General features: G+C 44.2%; 17 protein-coding genes and 1 tRNA gene. 12 read left to right on the forward strand and 6 right to left on the reverse strand.

What is annotated here, in order from left to right; all coding sequences use genetic code 11:
• Window positions 1–5 precede the first annotated feature (5 nt).
• The gene (locus ACRHOZ_RS12065; protein ID WP_431125949.1) at window positions 6–1,463 is read left to right on the forward strand and encodes a tagaturonate reductase; all 1,458 of its coding nucleotides are present in this window, start codon (window positions 6–8) and stop codon (window positions 1,461–1,463) included.
• On the forward strand, window positions 1,460–2,998 hold the full coding sequence (locus ACRHOZ_RS12070; RefSeq protein WP_431125951.1) for an alpha-L-fucosidase: 1,539 nt from the start codon (window positions 1,460–1,462) through the stop codon (window positions 2,996–2,998). The genes ACRHOZ_RS12065 and ACRHOZ_RS12070 overlap by 4 nt, the downstream gene beginning before the upstream one ends.
• Before the next feature lie 68 nt (window positions 2,999–3,066).
• Here ACRHOZ_RS12070 and ACRHOZ_RS12075 read toward each other — a convergent pair whose 3' ends face one another.
• The 4 genes from ACRHOZ_RS12075 to nirB are packed head-to-tail and all read right to left on the reverse strand — an operon-like array spanning window position 3,067 to window position 8,472.
• Window positions 3,067–4,911, reverse strand: coding sequence for a type IV pili methyl-accepting chemotaxis transducer N-terminal domain-containing protein (locus ACRHOZ_RS12075; RefSeq protein ID WP_431125953.1), 1,845 nt, complete (start codon window positions 4,909–4,911; stop codon window positions 3,067–3,069).
• 29 nt (window positions 4,912–4,940) lie between these two features.
• A complete protein-coding gene (locus ACRHOZ_RS12080) occupies window positions 4,941–5,531 on the reverse strand; it encodes a DUF4202 domain-containing protein (RefSeq protein ID WP_431125955.1) in 591 nt (196 codons plus the stop codon).
• A gap of 16 nt (window positions 5,532–5,547) precedes the next feature.
• Window positions 5,548–5,925, reverse strand: a complete 378-nt coding sequence (gene nirD / locus ACRHOZ_RS12085; RefSeq protein ID WP_431125957.1) for a nitrite reductase small subunit NirD — start codon at window positions 5,923–5,925, stop codon at window positions 5,548–5,550.
• A 45-nt stretch (window positions 5,926–5,970) separates the two neighbouring features.
• Window positions 5,971–8,472 carry a nitrite reductase large subunit NirB gene (gene nirB, locus ACRHOZ_RS12090; RefSeq protein WP_431125959.1) on the reverse strand — a complete coding sequence of 834 codons (2,502 nt, stop codon included), beginning with the start codon at window positions 8,470–8,472 and terminating at the stop codon, window positions 5,971–5,973.
• Window positions 8,473–8,598: 126 nt separating this feature from the next.
• Between nirB and cobA the strand changes: the two genes are divergently transcribed.
• The 9 genes from cobA (at window position 8,599) to ACRHOZ_RS12135 (ending at window position 21,085) form a co-directional block, all read left to right on the forward strand.
• Window positions 8,599–9,375 carry a uroporphyrinogen-III C-methyltransferase gene (gene cobA, locus ACRHOZ_RS12095; protein ID WP_431125960.1) on the forward strand — a complete coding sequence of 259 codons (777 nt, stop codon included), beginning with the start codon at window positions 8,599–8,601 and terminating at the stop codon, window positions 9,373–9,375.
• Between the two features lie 251 nt (window positions 9,376–9,626).
• Window positions 9,627–11,012 carry a CmpA/NrtA family ABC transporter substrate-binding protein gene (locus ACRHOZ_RS12100; RefSeq protein ID WP_431125962.1) on the forward strand — a complete coding sequence of 462 codons (1,386 nt, stop codon included), beginning with the start codon at window positions 9,627–9,629 and terminating at the stop codon, window positions 11,010–11,012.
• A gap of 21 nt (window positions 11,013–11,033) precedes the next feature.
• Window positions 11,034–12,140: an ABC transporter permease gene (locus ACRHOZ_RS12105; RefSeq protein ID WP_431125964.1), complete on the forward strand. Its 1,107-nt coding sequence runs from the start codon at window positions 11,034–11,036 to the stop codon at window positions 12,138–12,140.
• Between the two features lie 11 nt (window positions 12,141–12,151).
• Window positions 12,152–12,991, forward strand: coding sequence for an ABC transporter ATP-binding protein (locus ACRHOZ_RS12110; RefSeq protein ID WP_431125966.1), 840 nt, complete (start codon window positions 12,152–12,154; stop codon window positions 12,989–12,991).
• Window positions 12,992–13,002: 11 nt separating this feature from the next.
• Window positions 13,003–13,830, forward strand: a complete 828-nt coding sequence (locus ACRHOZ_RS12115) for an ABC transporter ATP-binding protein (RefSeq protein ID WP_431125968.1) — start codon at window positions 13,003–13,005, stop codon at window positions 13,828–13,830.
• 28 nt (window positions 13,831–13,858) lie between these two features.
• Window positions 13,859–15,160: an alginate export family protein gene (locus ACRHOZ_RS12120; protein WP_431125970.1), complete on the forward strand. Its 1,302-nt coding sequence runs from the start codon at window positions 13,859–13,861 to the stop codon at window positions 15,158–15,160.
• Between the two features lie 108 nt (window positions 15,161–15,268).
• Window positions 15,269–15,967, forward strand: coding sequence for a response regulator transcription factor (locus tag ACRHOZ_RS12125; RefSeq protein ID WP_431125972.1), 699 nt, complete (start codon window positions 15,269–15,271; stop codon window positions 15,965–15,967).
• A gap of 143 nt (window positions 15,968–16,110) precedes the next feature.
• Window positions 16,111–19,641: a molybdopterin-dependent oxidoreductase gene (locus ACRHOZ_RS12130; RefSeq protein ID WP_431125974.1), complete on the forward strand. Its 3,531-nt coding sequence runs from the start codon at window positions 16,111–16,113 to the stop codon at window positions 19,639–19,641.
• 4 nt (window positions 19,642–19,645) lie between these two features.
• Complete coding sequence (locus ACRHOZ_RS12135) at window positions 19,646–21,085, forward strand: rubredoxin (RefSeq protein WP_431125976.1); 1,440 nt, start codon at window positions 19,646–19,648, stop codon at window positions 21,083–21,085.
• 272 nt (window positions 21,086–21,357) lie between these two features.
• Here ACRHOZ_RS12135 and ACRHOZ_RS12140 read toward each other — a convergent pair.
• A tRNA-Leu gene (locus ACRHOZ_RS12140) sits at window positions 21,358–21,439 on the reverse strand.
• A gap of 217 nt (window positions 21,440–21,656) precedes the next feature.
• Between ACRHOZ_RS12140 and ACRHOZ_RS12145 the strand changes: the two genes are divergently transcribed.
• On the forward strand, window positions 21,657–23,048 hold the full coding sequence (locus tag ACRHOZ_RS12145; RefSeq protein ID WP_431125978.1) for a dipeptidase: 1,392 nt from the start codon (window positions 21,657–21,659) through the stop codon (window positions 23,046–23,048).
• Window positions 23,049–23,119: 71 nt separating this feature from the next.
• Here the strand turns inward: ACRHOZ_RS12145 and ACRHOZ_RS12150 are convergent, their stop codons facing one another.
• The gene (locus tag ACRHOZ_RS12150; RefSeq protein WP_431125980.1) at window positions 23,120–24,322 is read right to left on the reverse strand and encodes an NAD(P)/FAD-dependent oxidoreductase; all 1,203 of its coding nucleotides are present in this window, start codon (window positions 24,320–24,322) and stop codon (window positions 23,120–23,122) included.
• Window positions 24,323–24,324: the final 2 nt, after the last annotated feature.

The following is a 24,324-nucleotide window of genomic DNA, read 5'->3' on the forward strand; positions in this document are numbered from 1 at the left end:
CATTCATGAAACAACTAAATAGAAACACGGTATCTGCACCAACCTACACCGAAAGAGTGCTACAATTTGGAGAAGGCAACTTTTTAAGGGCCTTTGCCAACTGGATGATCCATGAGATGAACAAAAAATCTGCTTTTGATGCAGGCGTGGTGGTGGTGCAGCCTATTGAACAAGGATTGGTCCATCTGCTGAACCAGCAGGATGGTCTATATACCCTGTACCTCAACGGGATTAAAAATGGAAAAGTCCTTAGTGAGCATGACATAATTGACTGCATTCAAAGGAGTATTGACCCATACAAGGACTTCGAGGGGTATTTGGCCAATGGCGAAAATCCGGATTTAAGGTTCATCATATCCAATACCACCGAAGCTGGAATTTCATTCGACCCCAATGATCAGTTGGAAGATACTCCGCAAAACAGTTTTCCAGGGAAGCTCACTGCTTTGCTATTTAAGCGATTTGAAACATTCAATGGGGATGCGGAAAAAGGTTTGATCGTGATTCCCTGCGAGCTCATTGACAGGAACGGTGACAATCTTAAGCGCATAATTCATAAATATGCAGCGCAATGGGAACTGGGTTCAGATTTTAAAACTTGGATTGATGATCATTGTGTTTTCTGCAACACCCTTGTAGATCGAATTGTGCCTGGGTATCCCAAAGACAGAATGGAAACCATTACCCAAGAATTGGGGTATACGGACAATTTGGTGGTGGACGGCGAGCAATTTCATCTATGGGTCATAGAAGGCCCTCAATTTCTCGAAAACCTCATTCCATCAAAGGAAAGCGGATTGAATATTGTTTTTACGGACAACATGGAACCTTATCGAACCCGAAAAGTGAGGATTCTGAACGGGGCACATACCAGCTTGGTTCCAGTGGGCTATCTATACGGAATTGACCATGTGAGGGAATCTGAGGAGGATCCCGTGGTAGGGAATTTTTTGCAAAAGGTCATTTTTGATTGCATTTGCCCTACGTTGGATTTACCACAAGATGAAGTGCAACAGTTTGCCAATGATGTCCTTGATCGATTTAGAAATCCATACTTGCAACATGCCTTGCTCAGCATTTCACTCAATTCCATATCCAAATTTAAAACACGGGTGTTGCCTTCGCTCTTGGAATACATCAAGAGAAAACAAGAACTGCCCCTCCCCTTATTGTTTTCACTTGCTTCCCTGATAGCATTTTACAAAGGAGAAAGAGACGGGGAACCAATTCTATTGAAGGACGACCCAAAAATTCTCGAATTTTTCAAGCACCAATGGGCATCGGACAACTTGGAAAACATTGTTCAAAATACGCTCTCCAAATTAGAGTTCTGGGGACAAGATTTAACCCAAATAGAAGGTGTTCAAGAGACGGTGTCAAGCTATTTAAAAAGTATCATCAACAATGGTATGAAGGACACATTGGCCAACTTCATGCACATTCAAAAACCAGTCAAATCATGAAACTAGTAATACCAAAAATCCTAGTTCTTACCATTTTACTATCAATCGTATCCTGCAAGGAAGCAGCACACGAGAGCCAATCTTCTGAACCCGAAATGTCAAAAGCTAAAGAGAGTTATAGTGAAGATTGGTCCTCCTTAGGTGGACATAACGAAGCACCTGACTGGTTTAAGGAAGCCAAATTGGGGATTTATTTCCATTGGGGGCTTTATTCCGTTCCTGCATTTGACAACGAGTGGTATCCCAGACATATGCATTTTGAGGATCACCCTGTGTACAAGTATCATTTGGAAAACTATGGTCACCCTTCAGAATTCGGTTATCACGATTTTGCCCCGCTCTTCAAGGCGGAAAAGTTTGACGCCGATAAATGGGCGCAATTGTTTGTGGATGCGGGCGCCAAATTTGCTGGGCCTGTTGCGGAACACCATGATGGCTACGCCATGTGGAACAGTAAAATTACCCCTTGGAATACCATGGACACAGCGCCCAACAGGGACATAACGGGAGAATTGGAGAAATCCATCAAGGGCAAGGGACTGAAATTCATAACCGCATTTCACCATGCCAAAAACCTGCAGCGGGCTACCGCCATAGGACAGGACATTAGCATAAGCCATTTCCCATATTTTGAAGGTATGCCGCCCACATCAAGTGACCCAGACCTACAATTAATGTATGGAAATATTGAGCATGAGAAATGGTACAAAGAGGTTTGGTTGGGAAAATTAAAGGAGGTCATTGATAACTATAGCCCTGATATTGTCTGGTTTGATTATGTGCTTGGCGACATTCCGGAAGAATATAGAAAGGAATTTGCAGCTTACTATCTAAACGAGGCCTATAAAAAAGACCAAGAAGCCGTAATTGTAAGAAAACAGCACGATCTACCGCTGAACATGAGCGTTGAAGACCTTGAGCAATCCAGAAAGAACACCATAGGAACCAAAACGTGGATGACCGATGCCACTATTAGCGATGGAAGCTGGTGTTATACCAAAGATCTTGGTGTCAAAAAATCCCAAGATATCCTTCATATGCTCATAGATATTGTCAGTAAAAATGGTGTGCTCCTTTTGAACATCTCCCCCAAAGCTGATGGCACCATTCCAAACAATCAGGTGGAAGGCCTCCTGGAAATGGGAAATTGGTTAAAAAAATATGGAGAAGCAATTTATGGAACAGAAGCTTGGTACACCTTTGGTGAAGGACCTACTAAGGAACCCACAGGCCATTTTGAAAATCATGATCTCTTTCACAAAATAAAATACTCCAGTAAAGATATTCGGTACACTACAAAGGATTATACTATTTACGCTATCGTAATGGGAACGACCACCCCTGACCAGCAGATCATGTTGGAATCTTTTGCCAAAGAAAAAGTTCTGGATGTACCTGCCATAGAAACTGTAACCGTATTGGGGAGTGAAAGCAAGATTGCATGGGAACAATCGGAAAATGGACTTTCACTGACAATGCCCTTAAATACAATCGATGACATGGCAACGGTAATTAAAATTACGATATCCCAGTAATACGATTAAAATCACAGCTGTTGTTTAAGAGGGCGAATTGAGTCGAATTCCCCTATTTAATTGGGCTTTCATTTGGATTCGTCCAAAACTGCTGCGCCAATCTTGTAATTGATGGTCACCCTGGTGCCCTCTCCAGGAATGGAGTTTATAAACAACCGTCCATTGATATAGCTGATACGCTCTTTCATAAAAAAGACCCCCATGCCTCCTTCACTATTCTTTTTGGCCACCTTTTCCAAAACGGAGGGATCAAACCCCTTGCCATCGTCGTCAATGACCACACTCAAAAGTCCATCAACATAGTTGATAGTCACTAGGATATAATTGGCCTCCGCATACTTGATGGCATTATTGACCGCCTCCTGGGTCACCCGATAGATATTTGTTTCAGCTAAAGAATCAAAGCGGATGTTCTGCTCCGTTTTGTTCTCGTATAAAATATTTTTCCCCGTGAGCTTGCTCAGTTCCACAGTCATTTTTTGAAGTGCCGGGAAGATTCCATGATCCTCCAATTCTGGTGGGGTTAGGTTGAAGGTGGCCGTTCGAACTCCTTTGATCAAATCGGAAGCCAGTGTTTTTAGATAGGCAATCTTCTCTTTGCTTTTTTCCTTCTGATTCAGGTTAATGGATTCAATATTGAACTTTAATGCCGTCAACATTTGACCAATTCCGTCATGTATGTCCTTCGCTATCCGCTTTCGTTCCTCTTCCTGCCCCTCTACAATTTGACTGGCCTGCATTTGCTTTTGCTGCATCCGCTCCTCGTAGTTCTGTTTGGTGAGTTCCTCTATTTTCAGTTGGTTCCTTTTGCGTTCCGTAATGTCCGAACACAAAATCAGGACGCTTTGCTCTAAACTGGACTGGTGCATGGGGATTATTGACATGTCCAACCATAAAAATGTACCTTTTTTGGTTTTGATTTCAATTTCCTCGGTTCGGATACTCTTTCGCTTACTGGTTAAAATTTCCCGCAGGTATTGTTGCTGTCCTTCATCTTCGGTTAAGATTTCCGCCAGGGGAAGGTTCACTTGGGTTTCAGTGCGCTCCAACAACCCCAAAAACTTTTTGCTTATGAAGACTACGGTGCCGTCTTTTCGGGTACTGGCAAAAAGGGCTGCATTGTCAATCACAAAATTAAGCTCCTGCAATTTCTGCAGGGAACGTTCCTTTTCTGTAAAAAGGCGTTTGACTTCTGAAGCTGTATTGTCAGACTTTATCTGACTCTGAATCAATTTTGAAATGGTCTCCCGTATCTGAATGGAAAGTGGTCGAAAGATAAAGACCACCTCCAAAAACAAAATCAACAATGAAACTGCGAGCAGTCCATATTCCTTTAATTTGAGCTTTTGCAGTTTTTCCTTGCTTTGGGCATCGTACTCATTTACAATAGCGTCCATTTTGCCCAAAAAGACTTGCTCGTTATTCAAAAGTACCTGTAATTGCCCATCATAGGATGGTGAAATAAGATTAAGATTCCCACTTTCTAGCAGTATGTTTTCAGCAGCTGTGACCATGGCTTCATGGTGGGGATTCAAATCCTCAAAGAGTTTCAGAATAATCTTATTGCTTTCCTTTGGGAGCCCAATACTGTCATTGCCATTTTGAAGTCCGTCATGAGAAGTTTTCCAAACAAAGAGTGTATGCTCCAAATCATTTCGGATGCTTTGGTATTCAGCCGCATTGCCACTGGCATTCTTCAAAAGCATGGCCTCCTTAACCAATTTTTGGCTGAATGCTCTCTGCCGCCCGGCCACATTGATAACCCGTGAATCGTTTAATTGGGAATTAAGGTGCTGCTGAATCAGAATTTGCGCCACGATAATGGTCAAGGCTATGGTTGCCAAAGCCAACAAGTACCACTTTCTGACCCTTAAAAAAGTAGCGGTGTCCAGCGCTTGTTGTTGGTTTTCCATGTCAGAAGGTATGAATCTGTTTTGGGCGATTAGCCAGATACCGCTTTAGTGACCAATGCATGTGCTGTTTTGGAAAACGGCAATTGAAGGGCCGCTTGTTGGCCTTTTTCAGACATTTTTCGCCAGGTTTTTTGGAGGATGTCCACAAGTTTTGCTTCCTCATGCTTTTCGGCAAAAGGCTCAAAATAGTGTTTGAGGAATACCAAACACACTACATCTTCAAGCGTTTGGGTTTCCTCATTTCTTTTTAGCTGTTTCTTCAGAAGTAAAAATTCAACTTGTCCAATGGTCTCCTTATCATAGCCCACCTCTTCCAAGATTTCTTTTGCCTTGGCCGCATGGAATTTCTTTAATTCCTGCCGCCATCTCAAGTATCCTGCACGGTTCATTTCGTATTGATCTCGAGGAATTTCCCATCTGCAAATATGCTGGCATCGGGCTGTAAGCTGCAATGCTTCGGAGGCATCCGGCGCAAAGGTAGTCAGGGTCTCTGTCATTCTAAGTGCATAAAGCACTTCCTTGGGGTAGGTTTCTCCCCCAGCTATTTCAGTGTTGGGATCCTGGCTGTTCGCCTCATCAAAAAGTCGAAAGGCCTCCGCCAATTTCTCTGTATTTCCCATGTATGCCCTTTACAAATCATTCGGAGAAACCAATATACACAAAGTTCTCCTCAATTTTGATGGGATAGGTGGCAATGGCATTCAGATTGCCATTGAGATGCTCTCCGGTTTTCAACGAAAAAGTGTTTTTGTGCAATGGACAGGCTACTTTAGGATGTTCCCCTTCCACGCCCACCATTCCACGGGACAATACCATCTCCATTTTATGGGGACAAAGGTTTTGGCAGGCATACCATTCCCCTTTCCGGGTAAAGTTGAACACCGCTATCTGCTTGTCCTTATATTTTACGCAGGCGCCCCCATTTTTTGGGAATTTCGATGTTTCGGCTGCTTTGAACCAAACGGTTACTTCCTCAAGTTTGGTTGCCTCGTATGTACTCAATTCTGATATCATAATTCAATAATTTGCAGTTGTCCAAAAGGAAATATGCTCCTAAAACTAGGTCCAGGCTTTGGGCATTTTCTGTCCTCGCATGGGTACATATTCAATATTGCTGTCCTCTTCTTCCGAATTCACAAAATGGGTATACCTGGCTCGGATTTCTGGGGTCTCTACCGCTTCTTTCCACTCACATTTGTAGGTGTCGGCATAGTGTTGCATTTCCATATCCAACTCTTCCGCAATACCCAAAGCGTCGTTAATGACCACGTTTTTCAGATAGGTAATTCCACCTTCCAACTTTTCCAACCAGGCAGCGGTTCGAGTCAAAGGTGGAGCAGTTTTGATATAGAACATTAAAAAACGGTCCACATATTTAACGGCAGTTTCCTTGTCCACTTTTTCCGCCAACAATTCAGCATGTTTTGGATTTGCACCTCCATTCCCGCAGACGTAAACATTCCATCCGCCTTCAACTGCGATAAACCCAAAATCCTTACATCTGGCCTCGGCACATTCCCGGATACAACCTGAGACCCCTCCCTTCATTTTATGAGGAGAGCGGATGCCTTTATATCGGTTTTCAATTTCTATGGCGAAGCTGACACTTTCATCCATGCCATATCTGCACCAGGTGGAGCCTACACAACTTTTTACAGTTCGAAGGGCTTTCCCGTAGGCGTGTCCACTTTCAAAACCTTCCTTGATCAGTTCCTCCCATATCAAAGGAAGTTCATGCAACTGGGCACCGAACATATCGATACGTTGTCCCCCTGTAATTTTGGTGTACAGATCATATTTCATTCCGATACGCCCGAGGGCCATAAGCTGTTGTGGGGTAATTTCCCCGCCTGCTACCCGCGGAACAACCGAGTATGTACCATTACGTTGGATATTGGCCAAATACCGATCATTGGAATCTTGAATGGTTTCTTGCCGATTGGCGGTCTCATTATACACACTGGCAAAAATGGCAGCAACAGCAGGTTTGCACACTTCGCAACCATCTCCGTGGCCCACCATATCAAGAAGCTCATCATAATCTTGAATGTTCCGAAGCTTTACGATATCATAGAGCTCTTGTCTGGAATAATCAAAGTGCTCACAAATACGGACTTTTACGGTTTTGCCCAGGGCTTTTAAGCTCTCTGTCACCAAATCCGCCACCATAGGTTTGCAACCTCCACAACCTGTGGTGGCCTTTGTAGCTTTGGCCACACTTTTTACACTTTCGTGTCCTCCTTCGGTAATGGCACAACAAATGCCTCCCTTGGTAACGGACTCACAGGAACAAACCACGGCTTCATCGGGTAAATCCATGACGTTGCCCATCGCGGCTCCTTCTCCGCCCCGGACTCCCAAAATCAAATCCTCTGGGTTTTCGGGTAAGGGCATTTCATTTTGTTGGAGTTGGAGAAGCATATTGTAATCTGCAGCATCGCCTACCAAAATACCCCCCAACAGTTTTTTCCCATCTTTGGAAACATTGATTCGCTTATAAAGTCCTTGAAGTTTGTTTTCAAAGACAATGGCATGTGCCTCCTCTTCGGTTGTAAAAGGATTCCCGAAACTGGCCACATCAACTCCAATCAGTTTCAATTTGGTGGACATATCAATGTGCTCCGCCATAAAGGTTTCACCTCCCACAATCTGGTCCGCAGCCACCTGAGCCATTTCATAACCAGGAGCTACCAACCCATAAATCATCTCTTTATACAACGCCACTTCCCCAATCGCAAAAATATTGGGGTCCGAAGTACGCATGGTATTATCCACCACAATTCCACCACGTACACCAGTTTCCAAATCGCAGGTTTTGGCAAGTTCATCCCGTGGTCTAATTCCAGCGGAAATAATAAGCATGTCGACATTCAACAAGTCTCCTTCGGAGAATTCCATACCCTGGATACTGCCATTACCCAAAATTTGCTGTGTTGCCTTGTTCAAATGCACTTGGATGCCTAATTCGTTCATTTTGGATTCCAGGGCTTTGCTTCCCTCATCATCCAATTGTCTCGGCATTAATCTTGGCGCAAACTCAACCACATGGGGCTCAAGACCCATATCCTTAACCGCTTTTGCCGCCTCCAGCCCTAAAAGACCTCCGCCCAAAACAGCTGCCTTACTTCCTTTGATCCCTGCGGCATAGCTCATAGTCTCTTCCAAATCCTCAATGGTTCGGTATACAAAAACCCCTTTTTTATCCACCCCTTTAATAGGCGGCACAAATGGAACCGACCCAGTGGCCAATACCAGATAGTCATAAGTGAACACATTGTCGCTAAAGGTAGTTACGGTTTTGGTATCTCTATCAATATCCACAACACATTCATTGGTGTAGAGTTCTATGTCATGCTCCTCATACCAAGATCTCGGGGCCAAGGTCAATTGTTCGGCATCCCCATTTTCAAAAAACTCGCTGAGATGGACACGATCATAGGCCACTCTGGGCTCCTCTCCGAAAACAATGAGTTTAAAATCCTTGCTATCCTCATGAGCTACAAACTTCTCACAAAACTTGTATCCCACCATTCCGTTTCCAATGACCAATATGCTTTTCATGTTTGTTTGCTTCAATTAAAATGGAATACAATATTACGTATTATTACGTATTTATTTGATGGGTATTTGAGAATAATTACGTATTCTTGTTGTCAAATTGATAAAAGTACCCACTTCATAATCACAATGACACAATACACAAATACCCCAATAGTTTCCTTAGTCGGCGCAGGACCAGGAGCCAAAGACCTCATAACCATTAGGGGTTTGAGAGCCATACGCAAAGCCGATGCAATTTTGTATGATGCCCTTATCGATAAGAGCTTGTTGGATGAGGCTCCAGCCAACATTCCGAAAATATACGTAGGCAAACGTTGTGGAAAACACTATGCAAAACAGGAAGAAATAAATCGACTGCTGGTCGATTATGCGCTTAATTATGGTCATGTGGTTCGCTTAAAGGGGGGCGACCCCTTTGTTTTCGGAAGGGCTTCTGAAGAAATCGCCCATGTGGAATCCTTTGGCATTCCAGTAACCGTGATTCCAGGAGTTTCCAGTGCCATTGCAGTTCCTGCCAGCCAGGGCATTCCATTAACCCAGAGAGGAACGGCCAGTAGTTTTTGGGTGATGACCGCCACCAAAAGGGATGGTTCTTTTTCCGAGGATTTGGTTTTGGCCGCCAAATCTTCCACCACCATGGTCATCCTTATGGGAGTTCGGAAATTCCTTGCTATTGCCAATGAAATCGGTAAATACAGAGGGGGTCTGACTCCAGTAGCCCTTATTCAAAATGGGACATTGCAACATGAAAGTTGCTCCGTTGGTACCCTTGGCAATGCAGAATCCCTTTTTAAATCCGTAGACATTTCGCAACCTGGCATTATAGTGGTCGGGCATGTGGTTTCTGAGCATCCTTCGTTTTTTGAGGACGAAATTCAGCGCGTCTTGCACTCCGCCATCTAGTATCTATATATTAAGGAATATATATTCACCTTTCCCATCCTTCCATGGATTTGAATACACCTTAAAATTTCAAATTCAATAATTACAGGTCGCTTTTTTTGACAACTTCCAATTTTTGGAATCCAGGAATTTCCATCCACATAAAAATACCTCATCTACGTAATATTTATATTGTAACTACGTATTTATACTTAAATAATACAGTATGTTTGTTTCAAGAATTAAGTAACACAATTTAAAACATATGTATTATGAAGTCAATCACAGTAAAAGCGCTTAGCACATTTTTCTTGCTAGCTGTTCTGGCCTGCGGAGGAAAAGCTGAGAAGAAATCAAAGGAATCAGCCCAAGCCGACATTCCGGCCAGCTCATTGGAGATAGAAAAGCCCCAATTGACTTTTGGGTTTATCAAATTGACGGATATGGCCCCCTTGGCCATTGCCAAAGAAAAAGGATTTTTTGAGGATGAAGGCCTGTTTGTCTCAGTAGAGGCCCAATCAAACTGGAAAAATGTATTGGACCGAGTCATCGATGGCCAATTGGACGGGTCGCATATGTTATCAGGTCAACCTATAGCCGCAGGTGCTGGATTTGGCAGGCAAGCTGAGTTGGTCACTCCCTTTTCCATGGATTTAAATGGAAATGGCATCACGGTTTCCAATGATGTTTGGTCCAAAATGAAACCAAACGTTCCCAAGGGCGCTGATGGAAAACCCGAGCACCCGATTAAGGCAGATGCGCTAAAACCCGTTATTTCCGAATATAAAAACAGTGGGAAGCCCTTCAAAATGGGAATGGTATTTCCCGTTTCCACACACAATTACGAAATCCGTTATTGGTTGGCCGCAGCTGGCATCCACCCAGGCATGTATACCGCCGATAATGTACAAGGACAAATTGATGCGGAAGTTCTACTTTCTGTTACCCCTCCCCCACAAATGCCAGCCACTTTGGAAGCTGGAACCATTTATGGCTATTGCGTTGGGGAACCATGGAACCAACAAGCGGTTTTTAAAGGCATAGGCGTTCCAGTAACCACCAACTACGACATCTGGAAAAACAATCCGGAGAAAGTATTTGTGATGACAAAGAAATTTGTTGAAGAGAACCCAAATACGGCTGTCGCTGTGACAAAAGCTCTAATTCGTGCTGGAAAATGGTTAGATGTGCCAGAAAATCGTGCCGAAGCCGTAAAAATTCTTTCCATGCCGCAATATGTTGGTGCTGACGAAGTGGTTTTGGCCAATTCCATGACTGGGACCTTTGAATTTGAAAAAGGTGACAAACGTTCCATGCCAGACTTCAACGTATTCTATAAGTACAATGCCACCTATCCCTTCTATTCTGACGGTATCTGGTTTTTGACCCAAATGCGAAGATGGGGCCAGATTCCGGAAGCGAAGCCAGCAGCTTGGTATGAGGAAACCATTAAGGACATCTACAGACCCGACATCTGGAAACAAGCGGCCGAGCTCTTGGTTACCGAAGGCCATATTCCAGCTTCTGACATACCAGTCACTGATGGATACAAACCTGCCACTGCCGATTTCATTGATGGCAATACCTATGACGCAAAAGACCCGATAGGTTACATCAACAGTTTTGAGATTGGAAACAAGGACGATTCCTCGCTATAAAAAACGGCAAAATTTACAATTATGAAGCAAAGTGTGACCGTAAGCAAAACCCAGGAAATGAAATTGGCCAACGCTGCAAAAGTGGTGCTGTCCAAATTCAAGATCAAGACCCCCAAGTTTGAGGTAAAGACCATCTTGAAGAAGGTAATCGTGCCCCTTGCCTCCATCCTGCTATTTATAGGGCTGTGGCATATGGGCGCCAAGGCCTTGTTCAATGTGGAGGCCAATTTCAAGATTCAAAAAGCATTGACCGATCAAGGCCAAGAAGCCGCCGATGCTATGGCAGCATGCATCGCCTCTGGGGATATCAGCTGCCAACCCAACACCCTACCATCTCCGGCACAGGTATGGGAATCGTTTAATACGCTAATTGCCGATCACAAAGTGATCAGTGCCGATAAATTGGCATTCAAGGAAAAGACCGCAGCTTTAAATGAAAAGCGTATTGCTGAAGGAAAAGAACCGATTACCTACACCGGCAGACCTTCCTTTGTAGATCAAATCTTTACGAGTCTGAAAACCGTTTTTGCCGGATTTGTGTTGGCCTTCCTGATTGCCGTTCCCATAGGCATCGTAATCGGCTTAAGTGAGACGCTACGCAACTCCTTTAACTGGTTGATTCAGGTATTCAAACCTGTATCCCCCGTGGTGTGGCTGCTTTTGGTATTTATGATCGTAAAAACCATGACGAAGGATTCAAATTCGGACAGTGCCTTTATCATCTCCTTTATTAGTGTTGGACTCTGCGCCATGTGGGCGACTTTGGTAAATACGGCGATGGGAGTTTCATCCGTGGACAAGGATTACATCAACGTAGCCAAGGTGCTAAAATTGGGGCCCTTACAAAAGGTGTTCAAAGTGATTTTGCCTTCTTCCCTGCCGCTGATTTTTACCGGATTGCGCATAACCCTTTCCGTGGCATGGATGGTATTGATAGCCATTGAGCTGTTGGCACAAAGTCCAGGCCTGGGATCCTTTGTTTGGGAAGAATTCCAGAACGGTGCCAACGATTCCAATTCCAAGATCATTGTGGCCATGTTCATCATCGGTATCATTGGCTTCTTATTGGATCGTATCATGTTGACCATTCAGAATATGGTATCCTTCAATAAAAATGCAACCGCTTAACCTTTGAAGTTATGGCCTATTTGGAACTAAAAAATGTGAACAAAACCTACGGGGAAGGAAAAAATGCCACGGAGGTGTTGACCGATATCAACCTAACCATCGAAGAAGGAGAGTTTGTGGCTATCGTAGGGTTTACAGGAAGTGGAAAGACAACTTTGGTGAATCTCATCAACGGCTTGTTGGAGCCCACCAGCGGACAAGTACTTTTTAAAGGGGCTCCTGTGATGGACACCAGCCATGAGCGTGGGGTGATTTTTCAGAACTACTCGCTTCTACCCTGGTTGAGTGTGGGGCAAAATGTGGCCATGGCCGTGAAAGAAGCGTTTCCCAATGAGAAAAAGGAATTCATAAAGGAGCGGGTGGCACAGTATGTGGAAATGGTAAACCTGTCCCCCGCAATCAATAAAAGACCCAAGGAGTTGTCAGGAGGTATGCGGCAACGGGTGGCCGTAGCGCGGGCCTTGGCCATGAATCCGGAGATGATCATTATGGATGAACCACTAGGAGCTCTGGATGCGTTAACCCGTGGCAACCTTCAAGATGAAATCCTAAAAATTTGGAGTAAGGACAAACGTACCGCCTTGCTCATCACCAACGATGTGGATGAGGGCATTTATATGGCGGACCGAATCATTCCCTTGCGCCCCGGACCAAAAGCAACCTTGGGACCCGAATTCAAAATTGACATTGATCGCCCAAGGGACAAAACCGAATTGAACGACAATCCGGTCTACAAAAAAACCCGTAACGCCATTATTGAATATTTAATGGGGATTGGTGAAGAACGAAAAGCAACAGCGAAAGAAATCTATGAATTGCCCGAGCTGGCCCCCAAAAGCTTTGTGGCATAAAAACAATTAGTATGGTAGTTGAAGAAATCAAGGCAAAAGAATCGCACGAGAACGGCATTGCATTTCCCTCGGATAAAATCATGTTGGACTTAAAGGACCTGAAAAAAGTGTATCCCACGCCAAAAGGAGACTATGTGGTATTGGAGCATCTCAATCTCCAGATTCTCAAAGAAGAGTTTGTGACCATTATAGGCCATTCCGGGTGTGGAAAAACCACAATGCTCTCGATGATTGCGGGGCTCAATCCAATATCAGGCGGTAATATTGCGGTTTTGGGAAATCCCATAAAAGGACCAGGTCCTGATAGGGGCGTCATCTTTCAGGCACCTAGTTTGATGCCTTGGATGACCGCATTGCAAAATGTACTGCTCGGAGTTAATCGCGTTTTTCCCCATGCTACCAAAGCGCAGCGCAAGGAAATTGCAAAATTCTATCTGCATAAGGTAGGACTCGATGGAGCTTTTTACAAGAAGGCCAATGAACTTTCCCAGGGAATGCAGCAACGCGTTGGTATCGCACGCGCCTTTGCCATAAAACCCAAAGTGCTGTTGTTGGATGAACCCTTTGGCATGTTGGATTCACTGACCAGGGGTGAGCTCCAGGATATTCTCATCGAAATCTGGAACAAGGAAAAAATTACTGCTGTTATGATTACGCACGATGTTGACGAAGCCATTTTCTTGGCGGATCGCGTGGTAATGATGACCAGTGGCCCTAGAGCCAAAATTGGGGATGTTCTCAACATAGATTTTGAGCGCCCCAGAACTCGAAAAGCGGTATTGGAGCATGAAGATTACTACAAATACCGCAAACACTTAATTGATTTTTTAGAACACTAAATCGAATAACCCGCTAAAACTTAAAACTATGAAAAGAGGTTACATTGCATTTATCCTAGTTATCCTATCGGTTCAATTTGTTACAGCTCAATTCACGCTGGACGGACAATTCAGACCCCGGGCCGAATACAGAAACGGATTCCAGACTTTAATCCCCGATGCCGCTGATGCAGGTTTCGCCATAAACACCCGTTCCCGGTTGAACGCAGGTTATGCCACGGAAACCTTCAAAGTTTTTCTAAGCCTGCAAGATGTGTCTGTATGGGGTGAAAATGCACAGATCATTCCGGTAGATTCCAACGATTCATTTTCCATTTTTGAAGCCTGGGCCTCATTGAAATTGGGTGGCGATTGGTCCACAAAACTGGGTCGGCAGGTTATATCCTATGATGACCAGCGTTTCTTTGGAGGTCTGGATTGGGCGCAGCAAGGTCGTAATCACGATTTGGCCAAATTGAGCTACAAAGGTGAAAAGTTTGTATTTGACCTGGGCTTAGCGTTCAATCAAGATTTGGACGGAAACGGAGGGCCATTGTTCGGTTTCCAAAATCAGGGCACAGCCTATCCCGCCAACAACCCTTTCCAGTACAAAACCATGCAATTCGTTTACCTAAGACAACAGTGGGAGCATTTCTCAGGAAGTTTCTTGGCCGTTAATACGGGCTTCCAAAATTTTGATGATGCGGATGTGGCTGATGGAGTGAACAGCACGTTCACTTTGGGAACCCACCTCAACTATAAAAAAGGAAACTTTGGTGCGGCTGCAAACGCCTTTATACAAGGAGGGAAATTTTTCACAGGACTGGATATCAGTGGTGCATACCTTCTAGGACTTGACCTAAGCTACAAGGCCAGCAGCACCGTTGGTCTGGGATTGGGTGTTGAGCTCATAAGCGGGGACGACACCTCCACCGTGGGCGAAACAGAGGCATTTTTGCCCACTTTCGGAACCAATCACAAGTTCAATGGATTCATGGATTACTTCTACGTTGGAAACCATGTGAATTCTGTAGGACTATTTGATATCCACGCCAGTGCCAACTTCAAGCTGGGCGAAAAATCGAGTTTGTTGGCCAAGATTCTGAATTTTTCTGGGGAACAGGACCTTCCCAGCGGGGAGACTGCCCTCGGTACGGAAATCGACTTGGTATTTTCCCAACAGTTTAAAGGCTACGCACTAAAAATTGGGTATTCCCATTTGTTTCCTGCTGATGGAATGTATGAACTTAAAGGGGTGACTGAAGCGGACGCAGCTGATTCTCAAAATTGGGCATGGGCCATGCTGATCATCAAACCAAAATTCTTTAGCACGGAAAAAAAGGAAAAATAATATAAGTACATTCACTTTGCTTCGAAGGGGTTGTTCCAATGGAATTGGGGCAGCCCTTCGTTTGGTTTAAGAGGTTGACTTTTACAGGTACTTCCTTATGCGGAAATCATGTATTTTTGTGACATGGGGGATACCGTACTTCAAAACATCATTAGCATTGTTTTAGCCGATGACCATTTACTGGTTCGTGATGGGATAAGAGCATTGTTGGAGGAGGAATCCAATCTGGAGGTCATCGGGGAAGTGTCCAATGGATTTGAAGCCCTTGAAATGGTAAAAAGTCATACCCCAGATGTGCTTATTATTGATATCCGTATGCCTCAAATGGGCGGAATCGAAGCGGTGGAGCAGTTAAATGCGACCCTCGGAACAAAAACCAAATGCATTATTTTATCCATGCACGATTCTGAGGAGTACATCCTAAAATCAGTTCAGGCCGGGGCTGCAGGTTACTTGCTAAAGGATACGGATAAAAATGAATTTATCAAGGCCATACATACCGTACATGAAGGGGGCAAGTACTTTAGTGGGGATATCTCAAATGTCCTTGTAAACAACCTACTTCATCCCAATTCCTCAGAAAAAAGTCAACCCAAAAAAAGTAAAGAGACTCCCTTTGATTTAACCAACAAAGAGTTAAAAGTACTGCAGTTGGTCCTCCAAGGATTTACCAATAAAGAGATTTCCGAGAAACTTCAGAACAGCAAACGCACCATTGAGACACATCGGTTTAACCTCATGAAAAAAATGGAGGTCAAGAACTTGATAGACCTGTCCAAAAAGGCCGCAAAATACAACTTGGTTTAGATTCCAATTCCTCAGTTTTCCGCTCCAATTATTATTGAATTCTGGATTAACCAGCCTCACTTTTATCGTTTTGTTACTACGTATTTATACGTAAATATCTAATTTGCTATGGTCAAAAAACAACACAAGATTTTTGGTTTTCCATGCAAACGAAAGAGTCCCATAACACGATATGTTCCTACTGCGGAGTGGGTTGTGGCATTACGGTAACCAAAGATGCAAAGGGGACGTTATCGGTTGAAGGCAATGAGGCCTATCCCGTTAACAAAGGGATGCTTTGTTCCAAAGGAAAGAACCTTAACTACGTTGCACAGGATACCAGCGATCGTATCCTGCATCCTCAAATGCGATGGAGCAGAAACCATCCACTGCAGCAAATTACCTGGGAGACCGCTTTCAAAAGAGCCGTCGCGGTGTTCAAGAGCATCATTGCCAAACATGGCCCCGATAGCGTTGGGTTTTACGTGTCCGGACAGTGCCTTACCGAGGAATACTACTTGGCCAACAAACTGACCAAAGGTTTTATAGGGACCAACAACATAGATACCAATTCACGCCTTTGCATGAGTTCCGCCGTGGTAGGCTACAAAAAAACGGTTGGTGAAGATGCGGTTCCTATTGCTTATGCCGACATAGAGCTTGCAGACTGTTTTTTGATTGCAGGGGCGAACCCTGCATGGTGCCACCCCATATTGTTCAGAAGGTTGGAAAAACACAAGGAGGAAAATCCCAACGTAAAAGTCATTGTGGTAGACCCCCGAAAAACACAGACTTGTGCATTGGCGGACCTCCATCTACAAATCCTTCCAGGCACTGATGTCATTCTTTTTAATGCCATGGCGCGATGGTTGATTGAAAAAAGGAAGATCAATACGGCCTTTATCAAAAAGTACACATCCAATTTTGAGGCCTGCAAGCAAAAGGCTTTTGAACTGAGCCTGAATGAAGCAGCTAAAAAATGTGACATCCCTGTTGATGATATCAAAAAGGCAGCTAAACTTATAGCCAATGCCAAAGGTTTTATCACCATGTGGACGATGGGGCTCAACCAGAGCGTCATAGGAGTGGATAAAAATGTGTCCTTGCTCAACCTTTCATTATTGACCGGACATATTGGAAAACCAGGTTCCGGGCCTTTTTCGCTCACCGGGCAGCCCAATGCCATGGGTGGTCGAGAAGTGGGTGGCATGGCCAGTCTATTGGCAGCGCATCGGGATTTGGGCAATGAAAAGCACCGACAGGAGGTGCAAGAATTTTGGGGTGGGAAGCCCATCAAAAAAGAACCTGGCCTTACGGCCACTGAAATGTTCAATGCGCTTGAAAATGGCTCCTTAAAGGCAATTTGGGTCATCTGCACAAACCCTGTGGTGAGCATGCCCAATGCCCATAAAGTGGAGAAAGCGCTCAAAAAAGCCAACTTCGTTGTGGTTCAGGATATTTCCCATAATTCCGAAACCACAAAATATGCTGATTTGTTATTGCCTGCGGCAGGATGGCTGGAAAAGGAGGGCACCATGACCAATTCGGAACGCCGCATCAGTTATCTACCCCAAGTTATAGACCCCCCAGGTGAAGCGCTACCGGATGCTGAAATTCTATGGCGGTTTGGTCAGGAAATGGGATATCCAGGTTTTGATTACGCTAATACAAGCGAAGTGTATGACGAATACTGCCTAATGACCAAGGGAACCAATATTGATATTTCCGGGCTTTCTTATGAAAGGCTCAAAACAGAAGGTAGTTTTCAATGGCCCGTGCCGCATAAGACCCATAAAGGCACCCCGCGGTTGTTTCGCGATCATGAATACTTCACAGCAAATCAAAAGGCCCATTTTAACGCCCCAAGAAACCTTTTCAATCAGTCCGAACAAACCAACTTTGAATATCCTCTGATCCTGAATACTGGCAGGGTCCGCGACCAATGGCATACCAGAACCAAAACGGGCAAGGTAAAGCGCCTGCTCACCCATATCCCAACACCCTATCTTGAAATGAACAAGGTTGATGCCTATCTCCTTGGATTAAAAGAGGATGATATTGCGGTGGTGAAAAGTCGAAGGGGGAGCGTGCAGGTCAAGGTGAAAATCAATTTCGACATTCGCGAAAAGGTGGTCTTTTTGCCCATGCATTGGGGCAAAATCCTCAACAGCGATTTCAGCAGGGCCAACAACCTCACCAACGACCTTGTTGATCCCATTTCAAAGGAACCTGATTTCAAGTACTGCGCTGTTCGGGTGGAGAAGTATGAAAAACCAAAGCAAAAGATTGTCGTTATCGGGGCGGGAGCGGCAGCCTATCGATTCATACAGTCTTACCGGGAAAAGAACACCGTGGACGAGGTCCATGTTTTCTCCAAGGAAGCCTACCCCTTTTACAATCGGGTTTTGCTGCCTGAGTACGTTAATGAGGAATTGGAATGGGAGGCCTTACAAAAATTAAAACAGGGGGAATTGGATAAACTCCGCGTCCAACTTTATCCCAGCAACGGCATATCCAAGGTTGACACGGAACAAAAACTGGTATGGGATGAACTAGGAAACCAGCACGAATATGATCTGATGGTGATGGCAACGGGCAGTAGGGCCTTTGTACCCAGCGAAGTGCGGATGGACTTGCCGGGTAGATTTACCATGCGGGAACGCAATGATGCGGACAAGCTCAAACGCTATTTAAAGGAAACAGGATTACCTGCTGCCGAACAGCATGTGGTCATTGTTGGCGGTGGACTCCTGGGATTGGAGTTGGCGGCATCCCTAAAAAAAATTGACATCAATATCAGTATCATCCAACGCGCCCCTAGGCTGATGGAGCGTCAATTGGATCCTGTGGCCAGTCGATTATTGGCTGAAGATGTCAACGAACGTGGAATCAATCTCTATTTTGACAATGAGGTCAGTACGGTTTTTGAAGATGCCTCTGGCAAACATGCTTTATTGGTCAATCTCAAAACGGGTCGAACCATTAACTGCAATGCCATCGTATACGCCATAGGAACACGCCCAAACATAGAACTGGCAAAGCAAGCCCAGTTGGAAACCCGTAGGGGTGTTTTGGTGGATCCGTATCTGAAGACAAGCCATCCCGATGTTTTTGCCTTAGGGGAAATTGCCGAATTTGAGAACTCTCTTTTTGGAATTACCTCGGCTGCAGAGCAACAGGCAGATATAGCCGCCAATTATATTTTAGGGGATTTGGGAAGCATCTATACGGGATCTGTGCTGATGAATATCCTAAAGTTTGAAAACCTTGACCTATGTAGTATTGGTATGGTCAACACACCTACCAACGATGACACGTTTGAAGAAATCATCCTAATGGATGTGCGCAAACGCTTCTACAAGAAGTGCATCGTTAAAGATGACACCCTTAAAGGAGCCATTCTAATGGGGGATAAAAATGAATTTGCCGAATTCAAGAGATTGATTGAAGAGGAAATTGAGCTTTCGGAAAAACGGGACGAACTGTTGCGAGGGGCACCGAACACCAAACCTTTAAAGGGAAAACTGGTCTGCTCCTGCAGTCAAGTAGGTGAAGGAAATATTCAAGAAGCGATTCGTAATGGTTGTACCGAATTCACTAAACTCTGCACCGAAACTGGAGCAGGTCTTGGTTGCGGTAGCTGTAAACCGGAAGTAAAAGCTTTAATGGAGGTTGAATTACAAACTGTAAGCTGAGCTTATGAATGATGATTTACACCGCATATTAATCAAAGGTGGCGTTACTTCTCCAGGAGAACTGAAGGATAGCATTGCCATGTTGGAGGCTGCCGGGCTAAGTGAGGTGCATTTTGGTTCACGCCAAGACCTCCTATTTCCATTGGATGCCAGGGATGAGACCACCATAGAAAGTGTCTCCAAGTACAATACAGATGTTATAGGCCATCGAAGCTATCAGAACATTGTTTCCTCCTACGTTTCTGCAGATATTTTTGAAATGACCTATTGGCTCAAGGGTTCCACTTATCTCTATATTTTGGAGGCCTTTGATTATTTGCCCAAGCTCAAAGTCAATATTACCGACCCAAAGCAACGTTTGGTGCCCCTGTTTAGTGGAAATCTCAATTTCATTGCTTCCGAACAGGAAGATTATTGGTATTTGCACCTTAATCTCCCTGGTTGGACCGATGTTGATTTCTATCCCGTTTTGATTTACAGTTGGGATATCGTGACCGTTTCAAAAGCTATAGAAAAGATGTATGTCCAAGCGGAAGATGTCACCTCACTTTTTGACTTGTTGAGCAACAGCCTGGAGACCAACAACAAAACCGTTCAGAAAAAACTGGATGCGCCCTACCTCACCTTTCCCTATTATGAGGGGATGAACCGCATGGGACTGGACCAATATTGGTTAGGCCTGTACTGGCGAAACAACAGATACGATTTGAAGTTTTTAAAGGATTTCTGCGGATTTTGTCTTGATAATAGCATTGGTAAAATCTGTATCACGCCCTGGAAATCCTTTATTGTAAAGGGTATCAAACAAAAACATCGACCAGAACTGGAGCGCTTTATTGGCCAACGGGGAATCAATGTGCGCCATTCCCAATTGGAAATGAACTGGCATTTACCCGTAGATGACCAGGAGGCTTTTGAGCTTAAAAAGTTCTTGGTTCGCAATTTTGACGAGAACGACATCAGCACCTATGGTCTTACCTTCGGTATAAGCAATGATGTGGGTAAGCGATCACACTTTGCCTCAGTTATCATTGAAAAAAACCAATCCCCCTCCATTGTTAAAGATTTCAATGTGAGGCCCACGTACAACGTATTGCATTTCAAAAATTTTGATCCCAATACGTTGACCTATGTCTCTTATGCTCAAGATGTGGACAAGTTGGAACTGCCTGGCCTTTTGATGGAACTCAGCAAAAAATACTTCGGGCAGCTGGGAAGTTCCCGAGAATCTTCACAAGATACTGAAAGACCAACCATTAATGAACTAACCGTTTATCAATGCTCTTCCTGTTTAACTATTTATGATGAAGTTATGGGAGACGAAAAAAATGGAATTGCCGCGGGCACTTCTTTTGAAAAACTTCCAGACTCCTTTGTATGCCCGGTTTGCGAGTCTAGCAAAGTCAACTTTGTACCATCCATTATGAAGGTGGAACAAACTTAAAGGGATAACTATAACCAAAAAAAGTCGATATCAAAACCTTGGCTTAGGCATTGCTGTGCGGGTGAAGGGAGTCCCTTCGACACAGCTCAGTTTAAACTTCTCCTCCACCAAATCTCGCGGTAAGGCATAAAAAAACCCCACTATAAAATAGAGAGGTTGTTTTGTGCGGGTGAAGGGAGTCCCTTCGACACTGCTCAGGGTAAACTTCTCCTCCACAATATCTCGGAATAAGGCATAAAAAAACCCCGCTATAAAATAGAGAGGTTGTTTTGTGCGGGTGAAGGGAGTCGAACCCCCACGCCTCGCGGCACTAGATCCTAAGTCTAGCGTGTCTACCAATTCCACCACACCCGCTAGTATTTCAAAACATCTTTTGCGAATCACGATTTTGAACAGTGCCCTATCGCTAGACTTTCTAGCTTGCCCGCCCGGATGAACTCCGTTCGGACGGGTCTACCAATTCCACCACACCCGCAAAAGGAGTGCAAATATAAATCAATTTTCCGATTAGTAAATGCTCTCTTTTTAAAAACTTGTTTTTTGTACATTTAGTACCCTTATAAAATGCTAAATGGAACAAATAAACAACTACATTGAAGCCCATAAAGATCGCTTCATAAATGAATTGGTCGAACTACTTAAAATTCCCTCCATAAGCGCTGATACCGCTTTTTCCCAAGATGTTTTGGAGACCGCCAGAGCTGTGGAAAAATCGCTATCGGAAGCTGGCTGTGATAACACCGAAATTTGCGAGACCAAAGGATATCCGGTTGTCTATGGTGAGAAAATAATAGACCCAAGTCTGCCAACTGTGTTGGTCTATGGGCATTACGATGTGCAGCCTCCAGATCCACTGGAACTTTGGACCTCTCCCCCGTTTGAACCCGTTATAAAGGAAACCGAATTACACCCTGAGGGGGCAATTTTTGCAAGGGGAGCTTGCGATGATAAAGGTCAGATGTACATGCACGTAAAGGCCGTGGAATTTATGATCAAAAATGACCAATTGCCCTGCAATGTCAAGTTTATGATTGAGGGTGAAGAAGAGGTAGGAAGCGATAGCTTGGCTGACTTTTTGGAATCCAACAGGGAAAAACTGTCCAATGATATCATTCTTATTTCAGATACCGGTATGATGGCCAATGATGTTCCCTCCATCACCACGGGACTACGCGGATTGAGTTATGTAGAGGTAGAGGTCACTGGCCCAAATCGGGATTTGCATTCCGGTATTTATGGAGGTGCGGTGCCCAACCCTATTAATGTGCTGAACAAAATGATAGCATCCCTGCACGATGAAAACAATCATATAACCATTCCTGGATTTTATGACAAAGTGGAAGAAGTATCGGCCGAAGAACGTGCGGAAATGGCCAAAGCTCCTTTTAGTCTGGATGCCTACAAGAAAGCCCTGGACATTGCCGATGTCCATGGAGAGAAGGGCTATACCACTTCAGAACGTTATTCCATCCGTCCCACCTTGGATGTCAACGGTATTTGGGGTGGATATACCGGAGAAGGTGCCAAAACTGTTATTGCCAGTAAGGCCTACGCCAAAATATCCATGCGCTTGGTCCCAGATCAAGATCCAGAGGAAATTACGGAACTGTTCACCAAACACTTTGAGTCTATTGCTCCCAAAAGTGTAAAAGTTAAGGTTACCCCACATCATGGTGGCCTTGCCTATGTGACAAAAACCGATAGTATTGGATATAAGGCCGCGGCCAAAGCATACGAAACCACTTTTGGCAAGACTCCAATACCCGAACGCACGGGTGGAAGCATTCCCATTGTGGCCCTTTTTGAACAGGTTTTGGAGAGTAAGACCATTTTAATGGGCTTTGGATTGGACAGTGATGCCATCCATTCGCCCAACGAGCATTTTGGAGTTTGGAATTACTTAAAAGGGATTGAGACCATCCCCTATTTTTATAAATACTATACAGAACTTATGTCAACCTAAGATTGGGTAACATACTTCATAAGAAGCAAGGGGCAACTTTTTAAGTTGCCCCTTGTTGAACTACAACCAACCTAGGGTAATTGAGAATACCCATTTCGTGTTTTCCAAAGGAAATATTTCTCAAAAAGTACTTTGGAAAAATCATACAGTACATTGGGGATCATTATGGCAAAATTTCTGGGTTTAAAAAGATGATCGCTGATAATAATCACTTCCTTTTTCCCTGCATCCATCACGCAGATTCCTGGAATTTTTCCCCAAGCTTTTTTCTTTAGTTTGGTTTTACCTTGGGTTACCCTTATTATATTTTCAGCCACAATCTTTCCCGTTTCATCTGATGGATACCCTGTTTTAGGTCCAGAGAAAGGAACCTTGCCCGGTTTAAACGGAAGTTTTACATCCACGGCAATCCCAGCGGCCCAGATATTGGAAAATTTAGGGTGACGGTAATCCTCACCAACAGGTAAATACCCTGTTTGGGTAGGTTCAAGCTCTGGTGAGTTTTGGACAAAATCAACCCCTATAAAAGGTGGCATGAGCATGGTAAACCTACTATTGATCGTTTCCCCAGATGTTAAGGTGACCGAATCCTTCGATACCTCCTTAATCCCTACCTCTGTCCTGTAATGAATATTGAACATTTTCATAAAGGTTTTCAGCATGGTTTCTCCCCCCGTCATTCCATCTATTCCAAAATGTCCCAAAAAGGTTTCTGGAGTAACCCAATATAAGTCCACTTTTTTCCTGATTTTCTGCTCTCGTAACCACTTTTCAATATTAAAGAGGAATTCATACGCCGCTCCCATACATCCTGCATTCTGCGTTGCCCCAATAACTACCGGCCCTGGGTTCTTTTTGAATTCCTCAAGTGCCTTTCGGGTTTTCATTGCTCCATTTGGAGTTCCTATATAATGAGCATACTCGCCAACTCCCGGAGCCACATCATACTTGACTTTTGGCCCAGTGGCAATCACCAAATGATCATAGGTAAAATCACCCTTGGTCGTTATCACCGTTTGCAGTTGTGGATCAACTTTCAATGCCTCAGCTTGGATAAACTCTACCCCTTTTTTCCTAAGAATGGTATCCTTCCTAAAGGATATATCCTTTATCTCCCTTCTACCAAAAGGTACCCAAATCAGTGATGGTATAAACAAAAACAGTGGGGATTTGTCAATTACCATTACCCTGTGGTCCTTTTTTCCCTTTCTTTTGATTTCCAAAGCGGCGGTCATACCTGCGAAGTTTCCGCCAATTACTACCGTTGTTTTCATGA

The sequence above is a fragment of the Flagellimonas flava genome (assembly GCF_050617915.1).
GTDB classification, from domain to species: domain Bacteria; phylum Bacteroidota; class Bacteroidia; order Flavobacteriales; family Flavobacteriaceae; genus Flagellimonas; species Flagellimonas flava_A.